Here is a 25,801-nt window from a genome sequence, read left to right on the forward strand (position 1 = left end):
GCGCCCGAGTGTCAGCAAGCGCGATGAAATGCGCTATCATTGGCCCACTCATTGGCCCGGCGCTTCCGGGAAGGTCCGCGCCCGATAGGCTTCGAGGCTTTCGGGGATCGGCCGCGCGCCGGCAGGCAGCGGCAGGCCGTTCACCGATTGCCAATAGGCCATCGATGCGTCGCGCCACCAACGCGCGTCTTTCAGCTCCCGTGCCATGTCAGCGGCGATGGCGGCGTGGCGTTCGGCATCGATGTGGGGGCGCAAGCCCTCCCAGCTCTGAATGCGCCCCCGCAACCCGATTTCGGCCCAGGCGTATTCAGCGGCGAGGCGTTCCCAAAGCGTGTCGCCGCCCTTGATGCGATGGTCCCAGCGGACGCGGTGGAACCACAGGAGGTACTTTTCGTCGATTGTCGCCGCATCGGCCCATTGTGCAGCGATACTCGGCGCATATTGAGCGAGCGCGCCCGAACCCTTGGCCGTGCGGTCGAAGCCGATCCCGTCCTTGTCGGCACGGTGGTAATAGCAGGGGTTCCAGTCGGGCCGTTCGAGATCGCACACCCATGGCGAGGGGCCATAGTGGTGGCCGGTCCCCATCAGGTGCGCAAGACCGAGCGGCGCGGTGTATTGGGCTACAAGATCGCGGCTCCCCAGCATCATCGCGGCAATGCGCCTGACCGTTTCCGTGTCGCGGGTGAAGGTCTGCGCGGTCCATTCGCGGGCGATGTCTTCGCTGGTCAGCGAAGGATTCCACGCCAGCCGCCCGAAGGCGTACCAGTTGGCCTGATCGAAATGCGTGCCGGTCCAATTGCGGTCGCTTCCGGTGTTGGCGACCCCCGCCATGCCCACCGGGCTGACGATCTGCGCAACGGTTTTTGGCTTTGGGCCGCCCCGCCCGGTGTCGGCATCCAGCACCTCTTTCCACAAGGGCGCAAGGTACGCGATGCCGGTCGCCTGCCCCAGATATTCGCGGGTGATCTGCGTCTCCAGCATCAGGCGCGTCTTGGGCATGGCTCCGAACAGGGGGTGGAACGGCTCGCGCGGCTGGAAATCGAGCGGGCCGTTCTTGATCTGCACGATGACATTGTCAGCGAACTGCCCATCCAGCGGCTGGAACTCGGCATAGGCCTGCATCGTGCGGTCGGTGGTGTCTTCAGCTTGGTAGACGAAAGCGCGCCAGATCACCGTGCCACGCATGCCCAGCGCGGCGGCGAGCATATTCGCGCCGTCGGCATGGGTGCGGCCATAGTCCTGCGGGCCGGGCTGGCCTTCGGAGTTGGCCTTGACGAGGAACCCGCCGAAATCGGGGATGGCGGCATAGATTTCATCAGCTTTGGCGCGCCACCACGCTTGCACCTGCGGGTCGAGCGGGTCCGCCGTGGCTAGCCCACCGATGTCCTTGGGCGCACTGAAGCGGGCGGACAGGAACACCCGGATGCCATAGGGCCGCCATGCATCGGCCAGCCGCGCAAGCTTCGCGATATAGCGCGGCTCCAGCATAAAGGCGCGGGCGTTGACGTTGTTCACCACCACCGCGTTGATGCCCAGCGACGCATTGGCGCGGGCATAATCGATCATCCGGGGACCGAGCTTTTCGGGCAGGTGCCACCAATCGAAGATCGACCGCCCAGAATAGCCGCGTTCCACATGGCCATCAGGGTTGTCCCAGTGGTTGAGCATCCTGAGCGGCATGGCGGGCGCTTCATCAAGGGCGAGCTTCGCAGGATCAACGCCCTGCCCCAATTCGCGCAGGATAGCATAAGCGGCGTAGAGGCATCCCACCGGCTCACCAGCCGCGATGCGCAGGCTGGCCTTGTCCGCCATGACCCGGAACGCCCCGCCACGCGCCACTGCGGGATCGTGGCAATCGAAGCGAATGCCGGTAGCAGCCCCGTCTGCCGCCGCTGCCCCGCCCCGCAGCTGGGCCAGTCCGTCATCAAGTTCGCGCATCGCCAGCGCGACAGTCGGGTGGTCCGGGTTATTGGCGACAATCAGCCCGCCCAATCTGGCCAGCCGCGATCGCCCCTCACCCTCCGGCGGCGCGTGTCGCAACCACAGGGCATAGCCGTCCTCGGCATGCAGCGGCCCCGCCACAAGCAGCGCAGCTGCAATCGCAGCAAGCCGGTTGACAATGCCTTTCCCTCTCATCATGGTAGCGCTACCACAAAGAGGCGGTCAGTCAAGCCGCCGTGGCAGGAGAGGGACATCACATGAAGGGGATCAAGCGGGCCGCGCTGGCGGCTGGCGTATGTCTGGCGGCGTTCGGCATGGTCGCAGCGCCGGCGGTGCTGGCGCAACCGGTGGCGATTGAGCGGGCGATGAAGGACGCGCCATACTGGAACGCCAAGCTGCCGACCGAACAACGCGTCGAAGACCTGCTGGCGCGCATGACGCTGGACGAAAAGGTCGCGCAGATCATCACCATCTGGGACAGCAAGGGCCAGATCCAGGGCGCAGGCGATGATTTCGATCCTGCCAAGGCCGCGGCCAAATTCCCGCACGGGATCGGCCAGATCGCCCGCCCGTCCGACCGCGCCGGGCCATCCTCCCCGCGCACAGTCCCGCGCCGCAGCATCGAAGCCAGCATCCAATATGTGATCGATGCGCAGCGCTGGGCGATGCAGAACACCCGGCTCGGCATCCCTGTCCTGTTTCACGAAGAATCGCTTCACGGTCTCGCCGCCAAGGACGCGACCGCTTTCCCGCAGGCCATCGGTCTTGCCAGCACCTGGGACCCCTCTTTGATCCGTGAGATCAATGCCCTTATAGCTGACGAGACCCACGCGCGCGGCGTCCACTCGGTGCTCTCTCCCGTGGTGGATGTCGCGCGCGACCCGCGCTGGGGCCGGATCGAGGAGACGTTCGGGGAAGACCCGTTCCTCGTCGGCGAAATGGGCGTCGCCTCGGTCGAAGGGCTGATGGGCACCGGCACGGATCGCAAGCTGGCGCCGGGCAAGGTGATGGCAACGCTGAAGCACATGACCGGCCACGGCCAGCCCGAAAGCGGCACCAACGTGGGCCCCGCCCAGATCAGCGAGCGCACGTTGCGCGAAATGTTCTTCCCGCCGTTCGAACAGGTGGTCAAACGCACCAAGATCGACGCCGTGATGGCCAGCTACAACGAGATCGACGGGTTGCCCAGCCACGCCAACAAGTGGCTGCTGGATAGCGTGCTGCGCGGCGAGTGGGGTTACCGCGGCGCGGTGGTTTCGGACTATTACGCCATCGAGGACATGGCGCGCCTCCACCACATCGCCCCCGACAATGCCGGTGCGGGCGAAATTGCGCTGCTCGCCGGCGTCGATGTCGATCTGCCCGAAGGTGCGGGCTTCAAGGATCTGGCAAGCAGCGTGCGCGAAGGCCGCGTGCCTGAGGCCGCGATCGACAACGCCGTGCGCCGGTTGCTGACCACCAAGTTCAACGCCGGATTGTTCGACAATCCCTGGCCCGATCTGGCCAAGGCGAAAACCAGCAACGGCGCAGAAGGCGTCGCGCTGGCGCGAAAGGCGGCGGAAAAATCGCTGGTGCTGCTCAAGAACAATGGCGCGCTGCCGCTGGCTCTGCCTGCTGACGGCGGCGGTAAGAAGCCGACCATCGCGGTCATCGGCCCCAATGCCGATGTCGCGCGCCTCGGCGGCTATTACGGCGAACCGCGCGCGAACGTCACGCCGCTTGCCGGCATTCGCGCGGCGGTGGGTGACCGCGCCAACATCGTCCACGCGCTGGGCGTCGAAATCGTCAAGGGCGATAGCGACTGGTGGGATGATCCCGTTGAACTTGGCGACCGCGACGAAAACCTGCGGCGCATCGCCGAAGCGGTCGAGATCGCCAAGACCGCCGACACCATCGTGCTGTTCATCGGCGACACCGAGAAAACCAGCCGCGAAGGGTGGGCGGCGGGGCACCTTGGCGACCGCACCAGCCTCGATCTGGTGGGCGAGCAGAACGAATTGTTCACCGCGCTGAAGGCGCTGGGCAAGCCGGTAGTCGCGGTGCTCGTCAATGGCCGTCCGCCGAGCTATCCGACCATCGCGGCAGAAGCCGACGCGGTGCTCGAAACATGGTACGCGGGCGAACAGCAGGGCACCGCGATTGCCGATGCGCTTCTGGGCACCATCAATCCGGGCGGCAAGCTGCCCGTCTCGGTCGCGCGCAACGCGGGCCAGCTGCCGATGTTCTACAACCACAAGCCGAGCGCACGGCGCGGCTATCTGTTTGACACAACCGCCCCGCTGTATCCCTTCGGGTTCGGGCTCAGCTACACGACCTTCACGCTTAGCGCACCGCAGCTTTCGGCCAGCAGTATCAAGGCTGGGCAAGGCGTCACGGTCACCGTGCCGGTCACCAACACCGGCAAGCGCGCGGGCGACGAAGTGGTGCAGGTGTATCTGCGCGACGATGTCAGCTCGGTCACCCGGCCGGTGAAGGAGCTGGTCGGCTTCAGCCGCGTGACGCTGGCCCCCGGCGAAACCCGCAATGTGGCGATCACCATCGAACCGCGCGCCTTTGCGATGTGGAATGCGGATATGAAGCAGGTGACCGAACCTGGTACCTTCACAATCATGACCGGCGCCAATTCGGCGGAGGTGCAAAGCGCAACGCTGACGGTGACCGAGTGAGCCTCTCCCGCCGTCATGCGCTACGATTGATGGCGGGAGGCAGCCTTGCCGTGCTGGCGCTGGCGGCCGCCCCTTCGGCGCTCGCGCAAGGGCGCGCGGTGTACAAGGATGCCGCCGCCCCCATCCCGCTGCGGGTCGCCGACCTGATGGCGCGCATGACGCTGGAAGAAAAAGTCGCGCAAATCCGGACGGCCTGGGCGGCAAAGGCGGATATGATCGACGGGCTGGCGTTTGACGCGGCCAAGGCCAGCGCCGCCTTCCCCGACGGAATCGGCCACGTCACCCGCCCGAGCGATAAGCGCGGCGTGCCCGGCATCACCGGTGCAGCCGGCGGCACGGCAGCGCGCTGGCGCACGCCGGCCGAAACGGTGGCTTTCATCAACGCCCTGCAACGCTGGGCGCTGGAGGACACCCGCCTCGGCATTCCGGTGCTGCTGCATGAAGAATCGCTCCACGGCTACATGGCCACCGATGCGACCATGTTCCCGCAGGCGATTGCGCTGGCGGGCAGTTTCGACACCGATCTGATGCACCGCGTGCAGTCCGTCATTGCCCGCGAAACCCGCGCGCGCGGGGTACCGCTGGTTCTCTCCCCGGTGGTCGATATCGTGCGCGATCCGCGCTGGGGACGGATTGAGGAGACCTGGGGCGAAGACCCATATCTGGCTGCCGAAATGGCGGTCGCGGCCGTCGAAGGCCTGCAAGGGCCCGGCAAGTTCGAGCGTCTCGCCGATGGCAAGGTCTTCGCCACGTTGAAGCACATGACCGGCCACGGTCAGCCCGAAAGCGGCAACAATGTCGCGCCCGCCCAGATTTCCGAGCGCGAACTGCGCGAAAACTTCTTCCCCCCCTTCCGCGAGGTCGTGCGCCGCTGCTCGGTCGGCGCAGTGATGCCGAGTTATAACGAGATCGACGGCGTGCCCTCGCATGGCAACACCTGGCTGCTGGGCGATGTGCTGCGCGGCGAGTGGGGCTTCGACGGGATCATCGCCAGCGACTATGGCGGGGTGCATGAACTCGCAACGCTCCACCATGTCGCGCGCGATCTGGAGGATGCAGCGCATCAGGCCTTGCGCGCCGGGGTCGACAGCGAATTGCCCGAAGGCCAGGCCTTCGCCACCTTGACCGAAGCCGTGCGCGCGGGCCGCGTTCCGCAGGCGCTGGTGCACACCGCCTGTGCGCGGATGCTCGCGTTCAAGTTCCGCTGCGGGCTGTTCGAGAACCCCTATGGCGATGCTGCTCTCGCGGAGCGGATCACCGGCAACGTCGAAGCCCGCGCGCTGGCGCTGGAGGCGGCGCGCAAGGGCGTGTGCCTGCTCACCAATAAGGGCGCGCTGCCGCTCGACCGGGCAAAGATGGGCCGGGTCGCGGTGATCGGGCCGAACCACGCCATCGCGCGGCTGGGCGGCTATTCGAGCGTGCCCAAGCAGACCATCAGCCTGATCGAGGGCCTGCGCGCCGCCGCGCCGGATGCCGATTTCGTCACCGCCCAAGGCGTGTTCATCACCACCAGCGAGGATCGATCGGCGGACGAAGTGACACTGGCTGACCGCGCCGCCAACCTCAAGCTGATTGCCGAGGCCGTGGAGGTGGCGCGCACCGCCGACACCATCATCCTCGCCATCGGTGATACAGAGCAGACCAGCCGCGAAGGCTTTGCGAAAAACCACCTCGGCGACCGCACCAGCATCGACATTCTGGGCGAACAGAACGCGCTGGTCGATGCGCTCGCCGCGCTGGGCAAGCCGCTAATCGTTGCCGCTTACAATGGCCGCCCGCCCAGCTGGCCCAATGTGATCGCCAAAGCCGATGCGATGCTGGAATGCTGGTATCCGGGGCAGGAAGGTGGCCAAGCCGTTGCCGAAGCGCTGCTGGGGGACATCAATCCGGGCGCCAAGCTGCCGGTCAGCGTGGTGCGCAACGCAGGGCAGATCCCGCTGTTCTACAACCACAAGCCCAGCGCACGGCGCGGCTACCTGTTCGATGACAAGGCCCCGCTGTTCGCCTTCGGCCACGGCCTCAGCTACACCAGCTTCGCCATCTCCGCCCCGCGTACCGCCACGACGCGCTTCGCCCGCGACGAGAACATTACGGCGCAAGTCACCGTCACCAATACCGGCAGCCGCGCGGGCGATGAGGTGGTGCAGCTCTACATCACCCGCACTAGCCTTGCCGTCAGCCGCCCGGTGCTTGAATTGAAGGGCTTCCAGCGTGTGACGCTGGCGCCGGGGGAAAGCCGCACACTCACCTTCACCATCCCTGCCCGCCAACTGGCGATCTGGGACGAAAATCTTGCCGAAACCAACCCGCCCGGCCCTGTGCGGCTATGGGCCGGAAACAGCTCGGCCAGCCTCACCCCGCTCGATGTGGAGATCATCTGATATGGATAAGGATTTCACCCTTTCGCGCCGCGCCGCGCTTGCCGGAATGGCTGCGATGCCGCTGATCGGCTGTGGCGGCGCATCGGCCGGAACCGCGCCCGCGCCCATCAGCGCGCCGCCGCCCGCCGCTGGCCCCGCCGGCGTGCCGCAGCCCGGCCTCCATGCCCTCGCTGCCAAAGGGGGCCGCAAGTTCGGCAGCGCCATCGCGTCCTCCCCCGGCAACCCCGCGGCAGGATCGATCCAGAACGCGGCCTATACCGCGATCATCAAGGGCGAGTGCGGTCTGGTGGTCCCGGAAAACGAGATGAAGTGGCAGGCGCTGCGCCCCTCACCCACGGCCTACACCTTCGACCGGATGGACGAGATCGTGCGATGGGCGCAGGAAAACGCGCTCGCGGTGCGCGGGCACACGCTGCTGTGGCACCGCCCCCAGTGGTTCCCCGGCTGGCTCAACACCTATGATTACGGCGCGAACCCGGTGCGCGAGGCCGAGCGGCTGCTGACCGAACATATCCGCACCGTCACGCAGCGCTACAAGGGCATCATCACCAGCTACGATGTGGTGAACGAGGCGATCGATCATGACCGCAACGCCCCGATCCAGACCAGCATGAGCCGCGCGATGGGTAGCCCCGAAGCGGTGATCGACCTCGCCTTCCACACCGCGCGGGCCGAACTTCCGGACGCGCAGCTGGTCTATAATGACTACATGAGCTGGGAGCCGCAGCACCTGAAGCACTGCGCCGATGTGCTGCGCCTGCTGGAAGGGCTGAAGAAGCGCGGCACCCCGGTCGATGCGCTGGGCATCCAGTCGCATATCGAGATGTTCGCGATCGATCCGGCCACCGGCGTCGGCCCCTATGCCGAGCGCGAATGGCGCCGGTTCCTCGATGAGGTGACCGGCATGGGTTACCGCCTGCTGATCACCGAATTCGATGTGAAGGACAAGGCGCTGCCCGCCAATATCGCTCAGCGCGACGAGAAGGTCGCCGACTTTGCGCGGCGCTATTTCGAGGTGATGTATGATTACAGCGCGCATCTCGATGATGTGCTGGCCTGGGGCATGGTGGACAGGTTCAACTGGCTGCAAGGCTTCGATCAGGCACGCCGCGCTGACGGGCAGGAGGTGCGCGGCACCCCTTACGATTCCCAATACCGCGCCAAGCCGCTGCGCAATGCGCTTGCCACCGTGATAACCGCTGCCGGCTGATCCTCTCGCCGACAGTTCCCCTGCGGCCCGGGCATAGGTCCCGGGCCTTTTTTTTGCGCGTGAACTGGACTTCGCCGCACCGATTGCGGACAACAAAAAGCCCCCCGGCGCGGGCCGGGGGGCTTTCGCTCAGGGAGAGCGAGTTGAGGCGAGGCCTAGAAGTTGCCCCGCACGATCAGCGAATACCGCCGGTCGTTCATGAAGAACGAGCGCGGTGCCAGCACGCCCGGATCGCCGGTATAGGCCTGCGTCGTGCGCGTGACCTCGTTCAGAAGGTTTACGCCCTGCACACCGATCCGGATATTCTTGTTCAGATTGAAGAAGATCGATCCGTCCAGCTGCCCCGTCGATTCGTTGAAGATCGAATAGAACGGGAAGATCACATCAGCCGGTGTCAGCAAGAAGCGCGAGCGCCAGCTATAGGCAGCGCGCACCGAAATCGGCCCCTTTTCGTAGAACACCGTCGCGTTGACGTTGTGCTTTGACAGCTGTTCCAGCGGCAGGTTGCCCGGCGGGACCGTGGATTCTGAAACCGGCTCGCCCGTGTTAAGGAAGCTGTTCGGCAGGCCTTCGCTCTTGATGTAGGTGTAATTGGCTGCGACCCCCAGGCCATCGAGCGGTTTGGGCAGGAAATCATAGGTTTGCTGGTAAGCGACCTCGAACCCCTTGATCTTGCCGTTCTCGTCGAAGTTTGCCGGACCACGCACCAGCACATCTTTGGTGATGCCATTATTGGTGATCTGGCGATTGCTGATGCTCTGGAAGAAGAAGTCCTTGATGTTCTTGTAGAAGGCATTGAACGTCAAGGATCCGACCGTGTCGAAATACCATTCCACGCTGGCATCAAACTGCCATGCGGTCGCCGGCCGCAGGAAGGGATTGCCCGCCTGCGCTGTCAAGTCGGCGCCTTCCAGCCCGATGGTCAGGAAGTTGCGGATGTTGGCGTTGTCTGGCCGGGTCATGACCTTCGATGCGGCGAGCCGGACAATCACATCTTCGGCAACCCCGAGTTTGAGATTGAAGCTGGGCAGCCAGAAATCATAGTTCACATCGGCAACATCGCGAATGCCGCCATTGTCGAGCGTCCCGTTCCCGGCGAAAGTCTGAAGTTCGGCGTAGGCTGCCGGAGTAAGGGTGCAGACCCCGCCCGGAACAGAAGGTGGCGTCCCGGGAGGGGCACCGATCGGCACACCCGGTTCGCAGCGGCCCGGGTTCAAAGGATCGCCGTCGGCATCAAGGAGGATTTCGCCGGTCACAGGATCGCGTTCGGAGAAATACGGCTGGAGGATACTCAGCGCCTGCCGGCTCGGAATCCCGAGCACCCCTTCGGAACGGATTTTGGTGTTGACGTAACGAACCCCGACATTGCCGGACAGGCGCATCGCGGATCCGAACACGTTGTCCGCGCCGAATTCCAGCTGCAAATAGGCAGCCGAATCTTGCTGCGCCAACGGCTGGATATCCTCCCTCAGGAAGGGCGTACCGGAAATGGCACCCTGCCGTCCGGCCAGCGGCACCCAGGTCGGTGAACTGCCCAGACCGCGGGAGATTTCCTGGACCGATTGGAAATCGGCAATCGCGCCTTCGTAGTCGCCGACAAGATCGCCGGTGTAGTAGAACCCACCGGGAGGGCCACCGGCCTGACCGCGGAAGAAGTTCGGAAACTCGTAGCGTTCCGACAATTCGGCAGGCGTATCGGCGAAATTGGTCGGACGCGAACCTGACCACACTTCGCTCAGCATGCCCCAGTTGTAGGTGGTGTAACGCACCGTCTGTTCGCGATCCTGATAGCGGGCGCCGAACTTGGCGCGGCGCAGGAAGGCATCATCATCAAATTCATAGGTAAGGTCAGCCTGGAAGGCGTATTGCTTGCCCTCGCTGTCCTCGATGTGATCCATCGCCGCGCGCCAGAACTGGAAGCGCGGATCGTTGAAATACTGCTCTTCAGTCGCCCCGGCCAAAGCTTCGCCCGGTGTTGACCAGTTGTAACCCAGGAACTGCGGCTTGCGTGCGATCACCTCTGGCAGGTCGCCCGAAATATCGAGCTCCTGGTCGGCAAACAGCGAGCCGAAGACGCTGAAATCGAGGTTTTCCTTGCGCGAGGTTGCATATTGTCCGTCGAGCTCGATCGTCAGACGATCGGTCAGTTCGGTGCGCATGTTCAGCGAAAAGTCCTGGTTCAGGACTTCATCGATGGTCTGCCGCCGCGCGAGCGATTGCTGCTGACCGCCGATCGGCACGAAGGGCGTCAGCGCCGGATCACCGCGCCAGCCATTGTTGGTGTTGACGATATAGCCCGACTGGAACAGACCGCCTTCATCGTAAACGTAATCGGTGAACCCGCCGACAGGACATTGCGCCCGCGAAGTCGGGTCGCCGAGCGTGCCATCGGGATTGATCCGCGCCGGGCCATCGGCATTCTGCAAACAGCCGATCGGATAGGTGGTGTATTCCGACTGATCGGGCGCGGTTTCGTAGGTGTATTCACCCGACCGGTTGGTTGAATCCGAACGGATATATTCAGCCGTGATGAGAGTCTTCCCATCGATCGATTCAAACTGCGCAGAGGCGGCAAAACCCAGGCGTTCGCGATCATATTCCTGTGTGCGGAACTGCCCGCCTACCGGCGCCACGCGCGAGCCGGCATAATCGGCAAAGCCATCGGCCCCGGGGGTTCCGAGGTTGCCGCAAGCAGCGCCCGCACCCGGCAGTGTCGTGGTGTCGGTCGACCCAGGCAGGGGGTTGCGGCAGACCAGTACGCCGTCGGCATTGGCGATGTTGACCAAGGCGCCATCACGGGTCTGGTAGTTGGTCACCTGCAAGCCATCAGCCCGGCTCTTGATTTCGGAATAGGAGCCGCTCAGCAGCAGGCCGAAACGGCCCTTGTCCGTATCCCACGTGTTGCTGATCAGGCCCGAGATCGTCGGCGTCCATTCCTTGCGGAAATCGCCGTAGTTTGCTTCGGCACCAAACGCCATCTTCAGCCCGTTATTGTCGAAAGGCTTGCGGGTATTGAGGTTTACCGTCCCCGCAAGGCCGCCTTCGATGGTTTCGGCGGTGGCGTTTTTGGAGATGATGACCGAACCCAGCAATTCGGCCGGCACGTCGGCAAAGTTCAGCGCCTGACCACCGACGCCCGCAGCAAAGGCCGAACGGCCATTGAATTCGGAACGGACGAAATTGAGCCCGCGCACGACGACGCCCGAACCTTCGACCGAGAACCGGTCAGGATCGTTCGAACCGGAAAAGCGGTTGATGGCGACGCCCGGAACGCGCTGGAGCGCTTCGGTGACAGACCGATCGGGCAGCGCGCCGATATCTTGTGCGGTAATGGCGTCGACGAAGGTGTCGGCATCGCGCTTGATGTTCTGAGCGTTGGCGAGCGACTGGCGCAAACCGCTGACGATGATTTCGCTGGTCGGTTCTTCGACCGTGGCCGTATCGGCAACTTCAGGCTCCGGCTGGGGTTCGTCCTGCGCCATCGCGCTGCTGGCGCTGATCGCGCAGCCGACAACCAATGCCGATGCCCCGGCCCGCAATGCGTTTTTGTACCATGAACCCTGCCCCCCGGCCCGAACGGCGCGGTGCTGCATCGAAGTGCGCATAAGATCCCTCCCCATGTTAGCGCTATCATTTATTGCTAGATAGCTTGCTCTCTTGTGGGACGATGGCTTATCGATGGCCGGCACGCTTGACAATAGGTCTTCGCATTTTTGCAGGGATACTGTGGCAATTTGCCAACAATGCGGTGATTGGGTAGCATGAGGGGAGCAGGATGAGGAGCAATGGTATCGGTAACGCAGATCGCCTTGCGCGGGTCGTTGTGGTTGGTGGCGGCACCGCCGGATGGATGGCTGCCGCCGCGCTTTCGCGGTTCTTCAACGACGGCCGGCGCACCATCACGCTGATCGAATCCGATGCCATCGGCACGGTTGGTGTTGGCGAAGCGACGATCCCGCCGATCCGCAGCTTCAACGCGATGCTCGATATTACCGAGGCTGAATTTCTGCGGGAAACGCGCGGCACCTACAAACTCGGCATCGAGTTTGTGAACTGGGGCCGGATCGGTGATCGCTATATTCATCCTTTCGGCAATTTCGGACAGGATTTCCACGGCATCCCGTTTCACCAGCTGTACCTGCGCGAACAGGCCCGCGGCGGAGCGGTGGGGGCAATTGGCGATTATTCGATGAGCGCAGCGGCGGCCCGCAGCGGCCGATTCGCCCGGCCAGCCGCCGGCGCACAATCGCTGGTGAAAGAGCTGGCCTATGCCTACCATTTCGATGCCGGGCTTTATGCTGCCTATCTGCGCCGCCTCGCCGAACGCCAGGGCATCTGCCGGGTCGAAGGCACAATCGTCCATGTCACCCGCGACGGCGAATCCGGCGATGTCGCCAGCCTGACGCTGGACAATGGCACCATCATTCCCGGCGATCTGTTCATCGATTGCTCGGGTTTCCGGGGCCTGCTGATCGAAGAGGCACTGGAAACGGGGTACGAGGATTGGTCGCGCTGGCTGCCGATGGACCGCGCGCTGGCGGTGCCGAGCCGGACACCCGGCCCGCCTGACCCCTTCACCCGCGCCACCGCGCACACCGCCGGATGGCAATGGCGCATTCCGCTCCAGCACCGCACCGGCAATGGCCATGTCTATTCGAGCGCCTTCATGGACGAGGAGAGCGCCCGCGATATCCTGCTCGCCAACCTCGAAAGCGAGCCACTGGCTGAGCCGCGCGGCTTGCGCTTCCTCACCGGCATGCGGCGCAAGGCCTGGAACCACAATGTCGTGGCGCTGGGCCTTGCCTCGGGCTTTATCGAGCCCCTCGAATCGACCTCGATCCACCTCGTCCAGAACGGTATCGCCCGCCTGTTTGCTCTGTTCCCGGACATGCCGATCAGCCCGATCGAACGCGATGAATACAACCGCGGCATGCGCGATGTGTTTGAAGATGTGCGGAATTTCGTCATCCTCCACTACAAGGCGACAGCGCGCGAGGATTCCGAATTCTGGCGGTATGTGAAGCACATGGATGTGCCAGACAGCCTCACGCGCAAGATGGCCCTGTGGCAACACCGCGGGCGGGTGCTGCGCGACAATGCCGAGCTGTTCTCGCTGCCAAGCTGGATTGCTGTCATGCTGGGGCAGAATATCTGGCCCGAAGCGCATGATCCGATTGCCGATACGCTGGACGAGGCCAAGGTCGCCGCTGCGATGGCGCAAATGCGCGAGGCTTACCGCGAGACGGCGGCCAAACTGCCCGTACACGAGGCATTTCTGCGCCAATCGGGCAGCTGGCATGATGATGGGGTGCAGGTTGCGCCGCCACGGGCGGTCAACGCGTGAGCGCGCGCGCGCCTGTTACCAAGATTGTCATCGTCGGCGGGGGCACCGCTGGCTGGATGACAGCGGCAGCGCTCGTCCGGGTGCTCGGCGCGATGCCGGGCCTGTCGGTCACGCTCATCGAAAGCGAGGCGATCGGCACCGTCGGCGTTGGCGAGGCGACCATCCCGCAGATCATCGGCTTCAACCGCTTGCTGGGCCTCGATGAAATGCAATTCATGCGCGAGACCCGCGCGACCTACAAACTGGGCATCGAATTCGTCGACTGGCTGCGACCAGGCCATGCCTATGTCCATCCCTTCGGCAGCTTCGGGATCGACATGCTAGGGATCGAATTCCAGCACATCTGGCTACGCGGTCAGCAGGCTGGCGATACCTCGCGGATCGACGATTATTCGATTGCCGCGATGGCGGGCAAATCGGGCCGGTTCGCCTGGCCCCGCCCCGACAATCCCAAATCGCCGATGTCCAAGCTGTCCTATGCGTTCCAGTTCGATGCGGGCCGCTATGCGCGCTTTCTGCGTCGCTTTGCGGAAAGCGCTGGTGCGGTGCGGGTCGAAGGGCGGATCACCGACGTTCGCCGGGACGGTGAGACTGGGTTTGTTACCTCTGTGCTGCTTGATGATGGCCGCGAGTTCGGCGGCGAATTGTTCATCGATTGCTCGGGATTTCGCTCCTTACTGCTGGGGCAGGCGTTGGGCGTGCCGTTCACCGACTGGAGCAAGTGGCTGCCCTGCGATTCGGCGGTGGCCGTGCCCTGCGAAATTGGCGGCCGCAACGAACCGCTGACCCGGTCAACCGCGCGCACCGCCGGATGGCAATGGCGGATCCCGCTGCAACACCGGATCGGCAATGGGCACGTGTTCTCATCAGCCCATATCGACCGGACGGCGGCGACCGATCTGCTGCTGGCCAATCTTGATGGCAAGCCGCTGGCCGATCCCAACCAGATTGCCTTCAAGGCCGGGCACCGCGAACGGGTGTGGGACAAGAATGTGGTGGCGCTGGGCCTTGCGGCGGGCTTTCTCGAACCGCTCGAATCAACCTCGATCCATCTGGTGCAGTCGGGCATTGCGCGGCTGCTGGCGCTGTTTCCCGACACGGGCTTTTCCCCCGCCGAAACCGAACGCTTCAACCGCGAATCCGTGCGCGAATATGTCAATATCCGCGACTTTCTGGTGCTTCATTACCGCGCGAGTGAGCGCGATGATTCGGAATTCTGGCGCTATTGCCGTCATCTGCCCCCGCCTGATGGCCTCGCTGAAAAGCTGGAGCTGTTCCGTTCGTCCGGCCGGATCATCCGCGACAACAACGAATTGTTCACCGAAGATAGCTGGTTGTCGGTGATGCTGAGCCAGGGGGTGCAGCCGCAGACCTATCACCCCGCGGCATGGATGCTGGACGAGGGCGAGACCCGCAAACGGCTCGCCCATATTCGCGATGTGATCGCGCAGACCGTGAGCCAGCTGCCGTCGCAGGATGATTTCCTGCGGGCCAACGGCGGCGCGATTGCCGCTGCGGAATATCTGACCGCATGACCACGCTGCCCCAGCCTGTGCCGATGGCCGAAATTGCCGGGCCGGTTGGTCTGGAACAGTTTGAAGCCTTGCGTGCGGCGCTACGCCCGGTGGTGCTGCGCGGACAGGTGGCCGATTGGCCTGCTGTTGCCGCCGCGCGCGCGGGCGATGGCCCCATTGCGGCGTACCTGAGGCGAGAACCTGCCACCCGTCCGGTCGGCGCGATTGCTGCGGCGCCGAGCGAGAAGGGTCGGTTTTTCTACACCCCCGATCTCACCCGGCTGAACTTCGTGCGCGGCAGCGGACGGCTGGAGACCTTTCTCGACGATCTGCTGGGCGCGGCGGCCATGCCCGATCCGCCAGCGATGGCGGTGCAATCAGAGGACATCGCCAGCCTGCTTCCCGCCTTTGCCCGCGACAACCGGCTGCCGCTGCTGCCGGACGTGGCGGCGCGCATCTGGATCGGCAATCGCATCCGTGTCGGCGTGCATTACGACGCCAAGGAAAATGTCGCCTGCTGCGTGGCAGGGCGGCGGCGCTTTACATTGTATCCGCCCGAACAGATCACCGGGCTCTATCCCGGCCCGTTCGAGCTGACCCCGGCGGGCATCCCGGTCAGCATGGTCGATCCGCTGGCGCCCGATCTGGAGCGCTTCCCACGCTTCGCCGAAGCCGCCTGCCATGCCAGCGTGGCAACGCTGGAGGCAGGGGACGCGATCTACATTCCCTATGGCTGGTGGCACGGAGTGGAATCGCTCGATCCGGTCAGCATTCTGGTCAATTACTGGTGGGCGCCAGGCCAGCCCGAGGGGATCGCTAGCCCCTATGACGGGCTGCTTTACGCATTGCTCGCCTTCCGGCATCTGCCGGATGATCAGCGTGCCGTGTGGCGCGGAATTCTCGAATATTATGTCTTTTCAGATGATCCTGCGGCGCATCTGCCAGATCACGTGAAGGGTATTCTCGGCCCCGCCTCCCCCGAACGGTTCGCGCAGATGCGCGGCGCTATCCGGAAGGCGCTGGGCTAACGGCAGCCGCGCTCGCCAGCCATGGCCCGTAAGACGGCGCAAAGGCGAGCGCGGCGCGCGCATTGGCTTCGAATGCGGCGCGGGCACTGGTTTCGGCGGCGGGATCGGCGGCTTTGGCTGCGGGCGACAGGCCGGGTGTCCAGCCAAGTGCCACCAGCAGGGCAAACTGTTCCTGCCCCAGCAACGGCAATTCTTCGCGGAAGGGAATGCGACCGCGCCGCTCAAACTGATCGATCACGGCAGCGACCCGCCCCGGCAATGCGCACGAACCGAACACGCGCTGGGCTTCGGGGCTTGCAAAGTGCATCGCCAGCACCTCGCGCACCCCTTCCATCATCAGGCCCGACCGGCGATTATATTCGGCGCGTTCAAGCGGTGCCATCGCCCGGCCCGGCAACATTTCCAGCAGCAGCGCCAATTGGCGGTGGGCGAGATCAAGATGCAGCGGGCCCAGCGGCTCGAACCGCGCCGCCGCATCGCCAAGCGCGACGACATTGCCGATCCACGGCTCGGCCGCGCAGCCCGGCGTCAAGGCAATCGCGGCTTGCACAGGCGCGCCCAGCAACGCCTCAGCAGCAGCGCGTGGCAATGCTGCGGGCGTGCCCAGCGTAATATGCCGCCCATCCCGCCCGGCCACTTCGGTCACCCAACCGGCGCTGGTCAGCGTCACCCGGTCTTCCAAGGCGATGACCGGCGCGGCCGGCGCAGCGCAATAGATATGGCGGGTTGGCAGGCTGTCTGACCAGTCGGTAAAGACAAAGTGCGGGTGCCCGGCCAGCACGGCGGCTTGCGGGCCGCTGCAATCGACAAACAGATCGGCGGCGATCAGGCCCTGTCCGGCGATCCCGATGGCGGCGATATTGTCATCCCCATCCACCAGTTCGATCCGGTCGATCACACCCTCGACATAGCCGATGCCCAGCGCCTGAGCCGCAGCGATCAGCAGCGCCCGGTAGGCCGGCGGATGCCAGCGCAGGGCATAATCAACCGCCGCCAGAGGCGAAGGCTCGCCAGGCGGCGGCGGCGCGAACCGGCCCGCTTCGGCCAGCACCTGCGCAAGACTGGCCGGCGCGGGTGCATGGGCGCCTGCCGCGCGCGCGCGATCGCGGGCGAGGGCGGTCCTGAGCGCAGGATCCAGCGCATCCCCATAAGCGACGACGCTGCCCTGCCCCGCCCCGCCCCATCCCGACAGCCGCGTGACAAGCCGGTAAGACCCGCCAGCCTTGGCGATAATGTCAGCCTCGGCAATGCCCAGCCGGTCATGCAGCTTGTTGGTAAACGGCATCGCTGTTGGCGACCAATCGGCAAAGGATGCAGGGCCCGGTTGCCCGCCGATGACGATCACCTCGCACCCCGGCAGGCTGCGGCGCAGCGCAATCGCGGCAAGCACGCCGAGCTGCCCGCCGCCCACCACGACGATCCGCCGCAAAGGTTCGCGCGGAAAACTCACGCCGCGTCGGCCAGCCTTGCCGCTTCGCCGCGCAGATAATCGCGGTGACCGGGCATGGCGGCAACCTCGCCTGTCACGGCCATCCGCAACCGCTCGGTCGCGCGGGCGAGCGCATCGGGCGCGATCATCGCGGCGCGCGGGTCATGCACTTCGGGCAGCAGGCCTTGGCCGACATAGACTGCGATCCAGCTGGCATCGTAGAACAGGCCGTCGGAATATTTCTCGATCCGCCCTGCCCTGCGCCACAGCTCCAGCTTGTCAGCCAAGCTATCGGGCACGCGCATCGTGCGGACATGGTTCCAGAACTCGGAATCATCGCGTGTGGTGGCGTGATAGTGGAGGATCAGGAAATCGCGCACCCGGTCATATTCCATGTCGACCAGCCGGTTGAACTCGTCCCGGTCGCGCGGGTCGATGGCACCGGCTGCTGCCGGAAACAGCTCGATCAGATAGGTGATCGCCATCTGCGCCAGATAGATCGAGGTGGATTCAAGCGGTTCCAGAAACCCGCTCGCCAACCCGACGCCGATGACATTGTGGCTCCAGGACCGCGCACGGCGGCCGGGACGGAACTTCAGGATGCGGGGTTCCGCCAGCGGGGCGCCTTCGGCGCACGCGCGGATGGCATCGCAGGCCTGTTCTTCCGAAATATGCGCGGATGAAAAGACATAGCCATTGCCCATGCGGTGCTGGAGCGGGATTTGCCAGCGCCAGCCAGCCGGCATGGCCGTGGCGGTGGTGTAGGGGCGCAGGTCTTCGGTCGCATGGGTGCAGGGCATCGCGGCGGCGCGGTCACAGGGCAGCCAGTGCGTCCAGTCTTCCCACGGCACCTCCAATTCCTGCCCGAGCAGGATCGAACGGAAGCCGGAGCAGTCAATGAACAGATCGCCTTCGATCCGCCGCCCGTCCGCCAGCACCAGCGCGGTGACATCGCCGCTGGCGGGATCGCGCTCGACCGTGACCACCCGGCCTTCGTGCCGTTCAACCCCGATACCGCGCGCAAATTCGCGCATGAACGGGCCGAATAGCGTCGCATCGAACTGATAGGCATAGCCATAGGTCGACCCAAGGCTGTCATCGGCGGAAGGCGGGCGGAAGCGGTTGGCCTTGGCCGCCGCCACCGCGAGCGAATAATCGCCAATCTCGCGCGCCTTGCCGTGCCGCGCCAGTTCCAGCCAATAGTGGTGAAAGCCGACGCCGCCCACTTCCTCGCCAAAGGAGCCGAAGGGGTGGATATAGCTTTCGCCGATCCGCCCGAAATCGCGGAAATCGATCCCCAGCTTGAAGGTCGCGTGGGTGGCCTTCATGAAGGCCGCCTCGTCGATCCCAAGCTTTTCGACAAAGCCGCGGATGTGCGGCAGCGTCGCCTCGCCCACCCCGACAATGCCGATCTCCTCGCTTTCGACCAGCTGCACAGAGGCAAGGCCGGGGAGCAGCTTGGCAACCCCCGCAGCTGTCATCCAGCCCGCCGTGCCGCCGCCAAGGACGACGACACGGACCGGCTTTGGGGCACTGTCGTTCATGGTATCCTCGCTAACATGGGCAGGCTCAGCCGACCATCTCCTCCAGTTCCTTGCCCTTGGTCTCGACAATGAACCGCTGGACGAGGAAGAAGCTGATGACGGCGCAAACGGCATAGAAGCTGTAGCTGGCCGCCAGCCCGATCCCCGCCGCCATCAGCGGGAAGGATTGCGCGATCAGGAAGTTTGCAAACCACTGGAAGAAACCCGCCACCGCCAGCGCGGAACCGCGGATCTGGTTGGGGAACATTTCGGCCAGCATCACCCACATCACCGGGCCCCAGCTGACGTTGAAGAAGATCACGTACAGGTTCGCCGCGATCACCGCCGTGGTCCCGAGCCCGGCCGACAGGACAAGGTTGCCGCTGGCGTCCAATCCCCCTTGGCTGAACACAAAAACCATCACGAACAACGTTACCGCCATGCCTGCCGAACCGATCAGCAGCAGCGGTTTGCGCCCGACCTTGTCGATCACTGCGATTGTGACAAAACAGGCCGCAATCGACACCGCGCCGGACACGATGTTGATGAGCAGCGAGTCGCTTTCGGTGAAACCCGCCAGCTGCCACAGCGTCGCGCCGTAATAGAAGATCACGTTGATCCCGACGAGCTGCTGGAACACCGCCAGCATGATCCCGACCCACACGATCGGCCGCATCCCCAACAGGCTTTTGGTGCCCGCAGGCGCCAGCACATCGGCGAGGCGCGGATTGTGATTTTCCGAAAAGCTCGCCCGGATTTCGGCAAGCTTGGTCGCCGCTTCCTCGGCCCCGAACAGATCGGTCAGCACCTTGGAGGCCTGTTCATGGCGGCCCCTGCCTATCAGGTAACGCGGGCTTTCCGGGATGAAGAACAGCGCGGCAAGAAAGATTGCGGCCGGCACGGCCTGCATCAGATACATCCAGCGCCACGCGGCAATCCCGCCCCAGAAGGCTGCGGTGGAATCCCCGGCGGCTGCCGCAAGGGCATAATTCACAAGAAACGCGAGCGTCAGGCCCGTGATGATCATGATCTGCTGCACCGTGGTCATCCGCCCGCGGATATTGGCAGGGGCGACCTCGGCGATATAGGCGGGCGACAGCACGCTCGCCGCGCCCACCGCCATGCCGCCAGCGATGCGCGCCAGTACGAACAACAGGTGGTTGGCGGTCAGCCCCTGGATCAGCGCACCGATCAGAAACAGGACGGCCGCAATCCGCATCACGTTGCGGCGGCCCATCTGGTCCGCCAGCGTGCCAGCAAAAAAGGCTCCGACAAAACAGCCGATCAGCAACGAACTGACGGTAAAGCCCAATCCGCCCACGCCCAGCCCAAAGGCCGCTTTCAACCCCGGCTGCGTGCCATTAACCGCGCCGCTGTCATAGCCGAACAGCAATCCGCCGATGGTCGCAACCGCCACGATTGCCGAAATCAGCACCATGTTGGCGCCTTCGCGCTGTGTCTCCAAGATCCCTCTCCCCCGGGTTTGCGTGTTGCAACCCATGTCGTTTATGGTAGCGCTACCTTTCACGGAATGCGGACGATGGCAAGCCGCCTTTTATTCACAATTCGGCTTTGGGCTTTTTGAGAGGAATGGGCATGTTGACGGGCAACAATCTGGTCGCGGGCGAATGGCGCGGCGGGGCGGCGACCTTTACCGCAGTGACAGCGGCAGGCGGCGCATCGGTTGATCCTGCTTTTGCCGAAGCGAGCGCGGCAGACATTGCCGACGCCTGCGCGGCAGCGGCAGCGGCCCAGCCGACTTTCGCCGCCATGCCCCTGTCACAGCGCGCCGCCTTCCTGCGATTGATGGCGGACAAGATCGACGCGCTTGGCGATACCCTCACGCAGCGCGCGATGGCCGAAAGCGGCCTGCCCGAAGCGCGGCTGAATGGCGAACGTGGCCGCACGGTGGGCCAGCTGCGGCTGTTCGCCGACGAGGTCGAAAATGGCGCCTGGCAAGGCCTGCGGATCGATCACGCAATCCGCGACCGCACCCCGCCCAAGCCTGACCTGCGGATGCGCCGCTTGCCGCTGGGCCCGGTGGCGGTGTTCGGCGCGAGCAATTTCCCGCTCGCCTTCTCGGTCGCGGGGGGCGACACGGCGTCTGCCCTGGCCGCCGGGTGCTGCGTCGTCGTCAAAGGCCACCCGGCCCACCCCGGCACGTCCGAACTGGTCGCGGGCGCCATCCTTGCCGCCATCCGCGAGGCGGGGCTGCCCGAGGGCGTGTTCTCGCTGCTGAACGGTACTGGGCACTCGCTCGGCGAGACCTTGGTGAAAGACCCGCGCATCACTGCGGTCGGCTTTACAGGTTCGCGCGCAGGCGGCCTTGCCCTGATGAACCACGCTGCGGCACGGCCCGTCCCTATCCCGGTCTATGCCGAAATGAGCAGCGTCAACCCGGTGGTGGTGATGCCTGCACGCATGGCCGAGGCGGCTGACGAATTGGCCGCCGCCTATGTCGGCTCGCTGGCGCTGGGTGCCGGGCAGTTTTGCACCAATCCCGGTATCCTGTTGGCCGTTAAGAGCGAGGCGACCAGTCGCTTTGTTGCCGGGGTTGGCGCCGCGCTTGGAAGCATTCCTGCGCAAACCATGCTGACCTCCGGGATCCAGAACGCCTTTACCAAGGGCATTGCGGTGATCGCCGCGCAGCCCGGGGCCGCATTGGTGGGCACTGGTGCACAAGGCACGCAGGCTTGCGGGCAGGCGCATGTCTACACCGTCAGCGGCGCCGACTTCCGCGCCAATCGGGCACTGGCCGACGAGGTGTTCGGCCCTTCTTCGATCATCGTGACCTGCGCCGATCTGGCTGAGGTCGCCGCGATCCTTGAAGAGATGGAAGGCCAATTGACCGCCACATTGCACATGGCGGCGGACGATTATGCAGAGGCCCGTGACTTGCTGCCAATCCTTGAAGCGCGCGCGGGCCGGATCATTGCCAATGCCTGGCCCACCGGGGTCGAAGTGACCCACGCGATGGTCCACGGCGGCCCTTTCCCCGCGACATCCGACGGGCGCAGCACGTCGGTCGGCACGCTGGCCATCGACCGCTTTCTGCGTCCCGTGAGCTATCAGGACATGCCCGCAGCCCTGCTGCCCAAAGCGTTGCTTGACGGGCCAAGCCCGGTGCTGCGCCGCATCGACGGAACATTTCACGCCTGATGCCGCGCCGCCAAGAGCGAGGTGGACTGCGGTTCCCTCGCTCTTGGCGGGCATGACCAGCACCGCCCGCAGCGCCGCTACGATGGCCGAGCGCCAAGCCCCATGATGCTCTGCGCGTTTTGCCGGCGGGCAAAACGATCGCTTGAAGCCACGCTTCAACAATCGATTGCCACAGCGCCGGATCCGCTTAAACCTTGTACCGATCCAGACCGCAGCAATGACACGCTCCAGATTGCAACGCCCCTTTCAAGCAGAGCAGCAAGGTGACAACCATCGGCACAAATTGGACGCAGATGCCCGCCTATGCACGGTCTCCGGAAAGGGCAGAATGGTACTATCTGCTTGTCATCACCATATTATTGGTGGTTCTCGTACCGTTTGAACCTTACGACTGGGTCCAGCGCGCAGTCACCGCCGTCTTTGAACCCAAGGATTACCGCGGAGATGCGGTAATTATCGCGATTGACGAGGAAACCGAGCGCGGCCTTCCTACGCGGACATGGTCGGAAGCCGATCTTTCGGGCTTGCTCACGACAATCGGCGCACAATCGCCGCGCCAGATCATCATCAACCGGCAGTACTTCAAATTCAGTTCGCCCGCAGCCGCGACCCAATTGCGCGAAGCCTTGGCAGATTTGCCAAAGCCTGCCGTCTGGGTCATCGAGCTATCTCCCCGTGATGCCGCCATGCAAACGCTCACGGCCGGCGGCACGGGCGCATTTGCCCAGCGTTCCACACAGATCCCCGCTGCCCTGACCGGCCTTGTCGTCCCGGCGGCCATGATTTTCAAACCCTTCGCATTTGGCGCGCCCATCTACGCGCTGACTTCGGTGAAGACCGATGAAGGGGTTTTCCCGACAGTCGCCGCGATCCTGGCAGCGCCGGCCGCCAAACCGCGCGATGCCATCATCGATATCGACGTCAGCTATAATCCCAGCACAATCCCTGCTTACAGCGCTGGCGATGTCCTGAGCGGCAAGGTCAATCCCGCTGTTTTCAAAGACCGGCAGGTCGTGATCAGCTTCACCCGCGTGGTTGGGCGCGACACCGCGGTCACGCCCAACAATTCCTATACACCAACCGCAGCGCTCGCCATCATGGCGGCGGAAACGGTCAGGAATGGCCCGGGCCTGTTTCTGGGCTGGGTGCCCGCGTTCGCGCTTGCCATGGCGGCCAGCATTCTTTGGCTGGTCCTGCGCCGTCCCTATGGCCGACTGATTGCGGCCGCGACCTTTCTTGCCATCCTCCTCAGCCCTCTGGCGCTCGAACCGCTGCTTGTTTTCCAGCAGACCTCGCAAGGCCTTGGGCTGTTGCTGTTGCTTGGCGCCAACAAGCTGTTCCAGCGCGGCCGGTCGCTGGTTCAGGAATACCGGACCGCGTCGGAAACAAAATCGCGGTTTCTGGCGCAGGCCAGCCACGATCTGCGCCAGCCCATCCACGCCATCGGGTTGCTGACCGACCGTCTCAAGGACACCGACCTGTCGAGCGAACAGGCGCAAATCGTGGCCAAGATATCGTGGTCGGTCGACAACGCGAGCCGGATGTTTCGCGCGCTGCTCGATATTGCTGCGATCGAAAGCGGCGCTCTCAAGGCAGAGATCGCTCCGGTCCGGATCAGCGACCTGTTTGCCGAACTCGACAGTCAGAACGCTTTGGCGGCCGAACAGCAGAATGTGGACCTGCGGCTTGTCCCCTCAACGGTGGTGGTGGAAACCGATCGGGCGTTGCTGGCGACCATGCTTCAGAATCTGGTCGCCAACGCGATCCGGTATTCGCCGGGCAAGCGGGTCCTTGTCGGATGCCGCCGCCGGGGCACCGCGGTCACCGTGCTGGTGATTGATAATGGCCGCGGGATTTCTCCCAGCGATCTTGAGCACGTGCGGAAAGAATTCTTCCGATCTTCGCGCCGGTCGGACCTGCGTTCAGACAATAAAGGGCTTGGGCTTGCCATCGTCAGCCGGCTGGCCAGCATGCTGGGCCTCCAGTTTGCCCTGCAATCGGAACAATCGCGCGGCACTGTGGCCTCGATTGGCAACCTGAAACGTCTGCGGGTATCCAACGAGGCCGCGCTGCCTTTGCCTAACCTTGTCCTGCCGCTGGCCGGGGTCAAAGTGTTCGTCATCGATGACCATGCCGAAACCCTGGCCTCGACCCAGCGCCTGCTTGAAGGCTGGGGCTGCGTGGTCGATGGGTCGCAATTGCCGCCCGAAATCCTGCCCGATTGCGATATGCTGCTGAGCGACTTCGACTTCGGCAATGGCGAAAACCTTGCGGCGAACAGCAGTCTGCTTCGCCAGATCAACGCATCGAAAACCCACCTGGTCGTGATTTCCGGCCATCATGCCGATCAGATCGAAGCCAGCCTGACAGACACGCCTGCGATCGTGCTGTCCAAGCCGCTGCGTGCCGCCGAGCTGCGATCAGCGCTTATGGCGATCCGGTCCGCATAGTGCATGCGAACTAGTGTGTCTTTGGAAAATGGCCTGCATGGTGCGCGCGTCGTACCAGAGATTCGGGTCGATAAATCGCAATGGGAGACAGGTCGTGACACAGCAAACGAAGATTGAAACGCTCAAGGCCGACGAAATCATGCATGTTTCGGGCGGTAACCTGTGGCCTTGGCTGATGAATACATTTCCCAGCTTTAACCCGCCCTGGCGCAGCACCGAAACCACGACTATTCCGGGACTTTAAGCGAATTGGGCAAAGGGGTCACCGTGGTGACCCCTTTGTCAGTGAACGCCATATTTTGTCGCCAGCGCTGCGGCAGCCGTCCGGGTGTCGACATGCAGTTCCCGCAGCAACGCCGAAACATGGATACGGACCGTGAACGGCGAGATACCCAAGTCCTTGGCAATCTGCTTGTTGGACCGGCCCTGTGCGATGCCGATCAGCACATCGAACTGGCGCGGGGTGAGGTTTGAAAACTGCGAGACCGACCGGGTCATCGAAACGCCCCCCGCCTCGCTCACATTCACGAATTCGCCCGCCAGCACTGCGGCAATGCCATCCCTGATCTGCTTGGGGGTGGCGGCCTTGCTGATGAAGCCATCCACACCGACCTTCATGACATGATCGGTTGAGCGTTTGTCGTCCGCCATCGAGATGACAATGATCGACGCGAGCGGGTAACGCTTGCGCAGCAGCGGCACGGCCACCTCAATGTCCATCCCCGGAAACCGCAGGTCGAGCAGGAACAGCGAAGGGCTGCGTCCTTTAGCGGCAAGCTCCAGCAATTCCTCGTAGGTTCCGGCCTGTTCGATTTCGAAGCCAGAATCCATCTGGTTGAGAATCGCTGTGATGCCATCCCTGAAAATGGGGTGATCATCGACCACGATGATCCGGCTCACCTTCGCAGGCTGGGTTTGTTGTTGAGCGGGCAAAGACAAACCTCCTAGAACACTGTATCACCATGCACCCGAGCAAGGGCGCCGTCCAATAGCACATATCAGCTAAGTAGGTCGGACCGGGGCGGATATGAGGATCAGGCGCCCTGTCGCGGCTCCGCTAGCCCATCTGTAGTAGCATGATGAAGCTAGGCCAACCCTGCTAGGCCACTGCACCTATTGTAGAATTTTCCCCCTGAGCGATGATCGGCAAGCCAGC

15 protein-coding genes are annotated in these 25,801 nt (G+C 64.1%); 9 read left to right on the forward strand and 6 right to left on the reverse strand.

Annotation, left to right across the window (positions count from 1 at the left end; all coding sequences use genetic code 11):
* Positions 1–48 precede the first annotated feature (48 nt).
* Positions 49–2,139, reverse strand: a complete 2,091-nt coding sequence (locus C0V72_RS05655; RefSeq protein ID WP_101792248.1) for an alpha-glucuronidase — start codon at positions 2,137–2,139, stop codon at positions 49–51.
* 59 nt (positions 2,140–2,198) lie between these two features.
* Here C0V72_RS05655 and C0V72_RS05660 point away from each other — a divergent pair, with 59 nt between their 5' ends.
* Genes C0V72_RS05660 through C0V72_RS05670 form a run of 3 tightly spaced genes read left to right on the forward strand, consistent with a single transcriptional unit; the run spans position 2,199 to position 8,198 of the window.
* Positions 2,199–4,607, forward strand: coding sequence for a glycoside hydrolase family 3 N-terminal domain-containing protein (locus C0V72_RS05660; protein ID WP_101792249.1), 2,409 nt, complete (start codon positions 2,199–2,201; stop codon positions 4,605–4,607).
* 29 nt (positions 4,608–4,636) lie between these two features.
* Entirely contained in the window at positions 4,637–6,988 is a 2,352-nt protein-coding gene (locus tag C0V72_RS05665; protein WP_101792250.1) for a glycoside hydrolase family 3 N-terminal domain-containing protein, read from the forward strand.
* Between the two features lies 1 nt (position 6,989).
* Complete coding sequence (locus C0V72_RS05670; protein ID WP_233999795.1) at positions 6,990–8,198, forward strand: endo-1,4-beta-xylanase; 1,209 nt, start codon at positions 6,990–6,992, stop codon at positions 8,196–8,198.
* 155 nt (positions 8,199–8,353) lie between these two features.
* Here the strand turns inward: C0V72_RS05670 and C0V72_RS05675 are convergent, their stop codons facing one another.
* A complete protein-coding gene (locus C0V72_RS05675; protein ID WP_233999796.1) occupies positions 8,354–11,803 on the reverse strand; it encodes a TonB-dependent receptor in 3,450 nt (1,149 codons plus the stop codon).
* A 170-nt stretch (positions 11,804–11,973) separates the two neighbouring features.
* On the opposite strand from C0V72_RS05675, the gene C0V72_RS05680 reads away from it, so the two are divergent.
* The 3 genes from C0V72_RS05680 to C0V72_RS05690 are packed head-to-tail and all read left to right on the forward strand — an operon-like array spanning position 11,974 to position 16,084.
* Complete coding sequence (locus C0V72_RS05680) at positions 11,974–13,542, forward strand: tryptophan halogenase family protein (RefSeq protein ID WP_101792251.1); 1,569 nt, start codon at positions 11,974–11,976, stop codon at positions 13,540–13,542.
* Entirely contained in the window at positions 13,539–15,077 is a 1,539-nt protein-coding gene (locus C0V72_RS05685; protein WP_267893426.1) for a tryptophan halogenase family protein, read from the forward strand. The genes C0V72_RS05680 and C0V72_RS05685 overlap by 4 nt, the downstream gene beginning before the upstream one ends.
* Entirely contained in the window at positions 15,074–16,084 is a 1,011-nt protein-coding gene (locus C0V72_RS05690) for a cupin-like domain-containing protein (RefSeq protein WP_101792252.1), read from the forward strand. The genes C0V72_RS05685 and C0V72_RS05690 overlap by 4 nt, the downstream gene beginning before the upstream one ends.
* Here C0V72_RS05690 and C0V72_RS05695 read toward each other — a convergent pair.
* The 3 genes from C0V72_RS05695 to C0V72_RS05705 are packed head-to-tail and all read right to left on the reverse strand — an operon-like array spanning position 16,062 to position 20,504.
* Positions 16,062–17,534: a tryptophan 7-halogenase gene (locus tag C0V72_RS05695; protein ID WP_101792253.1), complete on the reverse strand. Its 1,473-nt coding sequence runs from the start codon at positions 17,532–17,534 to the stop codon at positions 16,062–16,064. The genes C0V72_RS05690 and C0V72_RS05695 overlap by 23 nt on opposite strands.
* Positions 17,531–19,057: a tryptophan halogenase family protein gene (locus C0V72_RS05700; protein ID WP_101792254.1), complete on the reverse strand. Its 1,527-nt coding sequence runs from the start codon at positions 19,055–19,057 to the stop codon at positions 17,531–17,533. The genes C0V72_RS05695 and C0V72_RS05700 overlap by 4 nt, the downstream gene beginning before the upstream one ends.
* 25 nt (positions 19,058–19,082) lie before the next feature.
* Positions 19,083–20,504: a sugar porter family MFS transporter gene (locus C0V72_RS05705; RefSeq protein WP_442792556.1), complete on the reverse strand. Its 1,422-nt coding sequence runs from the start codon at positions 20,502–20,504 to the stop codon at positions 19,083–19,085.
* 128 nt (positions 20,505–20,632) lie between these two features.
* Between C0V72_RS05705 and C0V72_RS05710 the strand changes: the two genes are divergently transcribed.
* The 3 genes from C0V72_RS05710 (at position 20,633) to C0V72_RS16360 (ending at position 24,889) form a co-directional block, all read left to right on the forward strand.
* Positions 20,633–22,195, forward strand: coding sequence for an aldehyde dehydrogenase (NADP(+)) (locus tag C0V72_RS05710; protein WP_101792290.1), 1,563 nt, complete (start codon positions 20,633–20,635; stop codon positions 22,193–22,195).
* Between the two features lie 263 nt (positions 22,196–22,458).
* Complete coding sequence (locus tag C0V72_RS05715) at positions 22,459–24,645, forward strand: ATP-binding protein (protein WP_101792256.1); 2,187 nt, start codon at positions 22,459–22,461, stop codon at positions 24,643–24,645.
* Positions 24,646–24,739: 94 nt separating this feature from the next.
* Positions 24,740–24,889 (forward strand): hypothetical protein, encoded by a 150-nt coding sequence (locus C0V72_RS16360; RefSeq protein ID WP_172438922.1) that lies wholly within the window; start codon positions 24,740–24,742, stop codon positions 24,887–24,889.
* Positions 24,890–24,927: 38 nt separating this feature from the next.
* Here the strand turns inward: C0V72_RS16360 and C0V72_RS05720 are convergent, their stop codons facing one another.
* Entirely contained in the window at positions 24,928–25,545 is a 618-nt protein-coding gene (locus C0V72_RS05720; protein WP_172438923.1) for a response regulator, read from the reverse strand.
* Positions 25,546–25,801 lie beyond the last annotated feature (256 nt).

It is taken from the genome of Porphyrobacter sp. TH134, assembly GCF_002855495.1.
In the GTDB taxonomy this organism is placed as follows: domain Bacteria; phylum Pseudomonadota; class Alphaproteobacteria; order Sphingomonadales; family Sphingomonadaceae; genus Erythrobacter.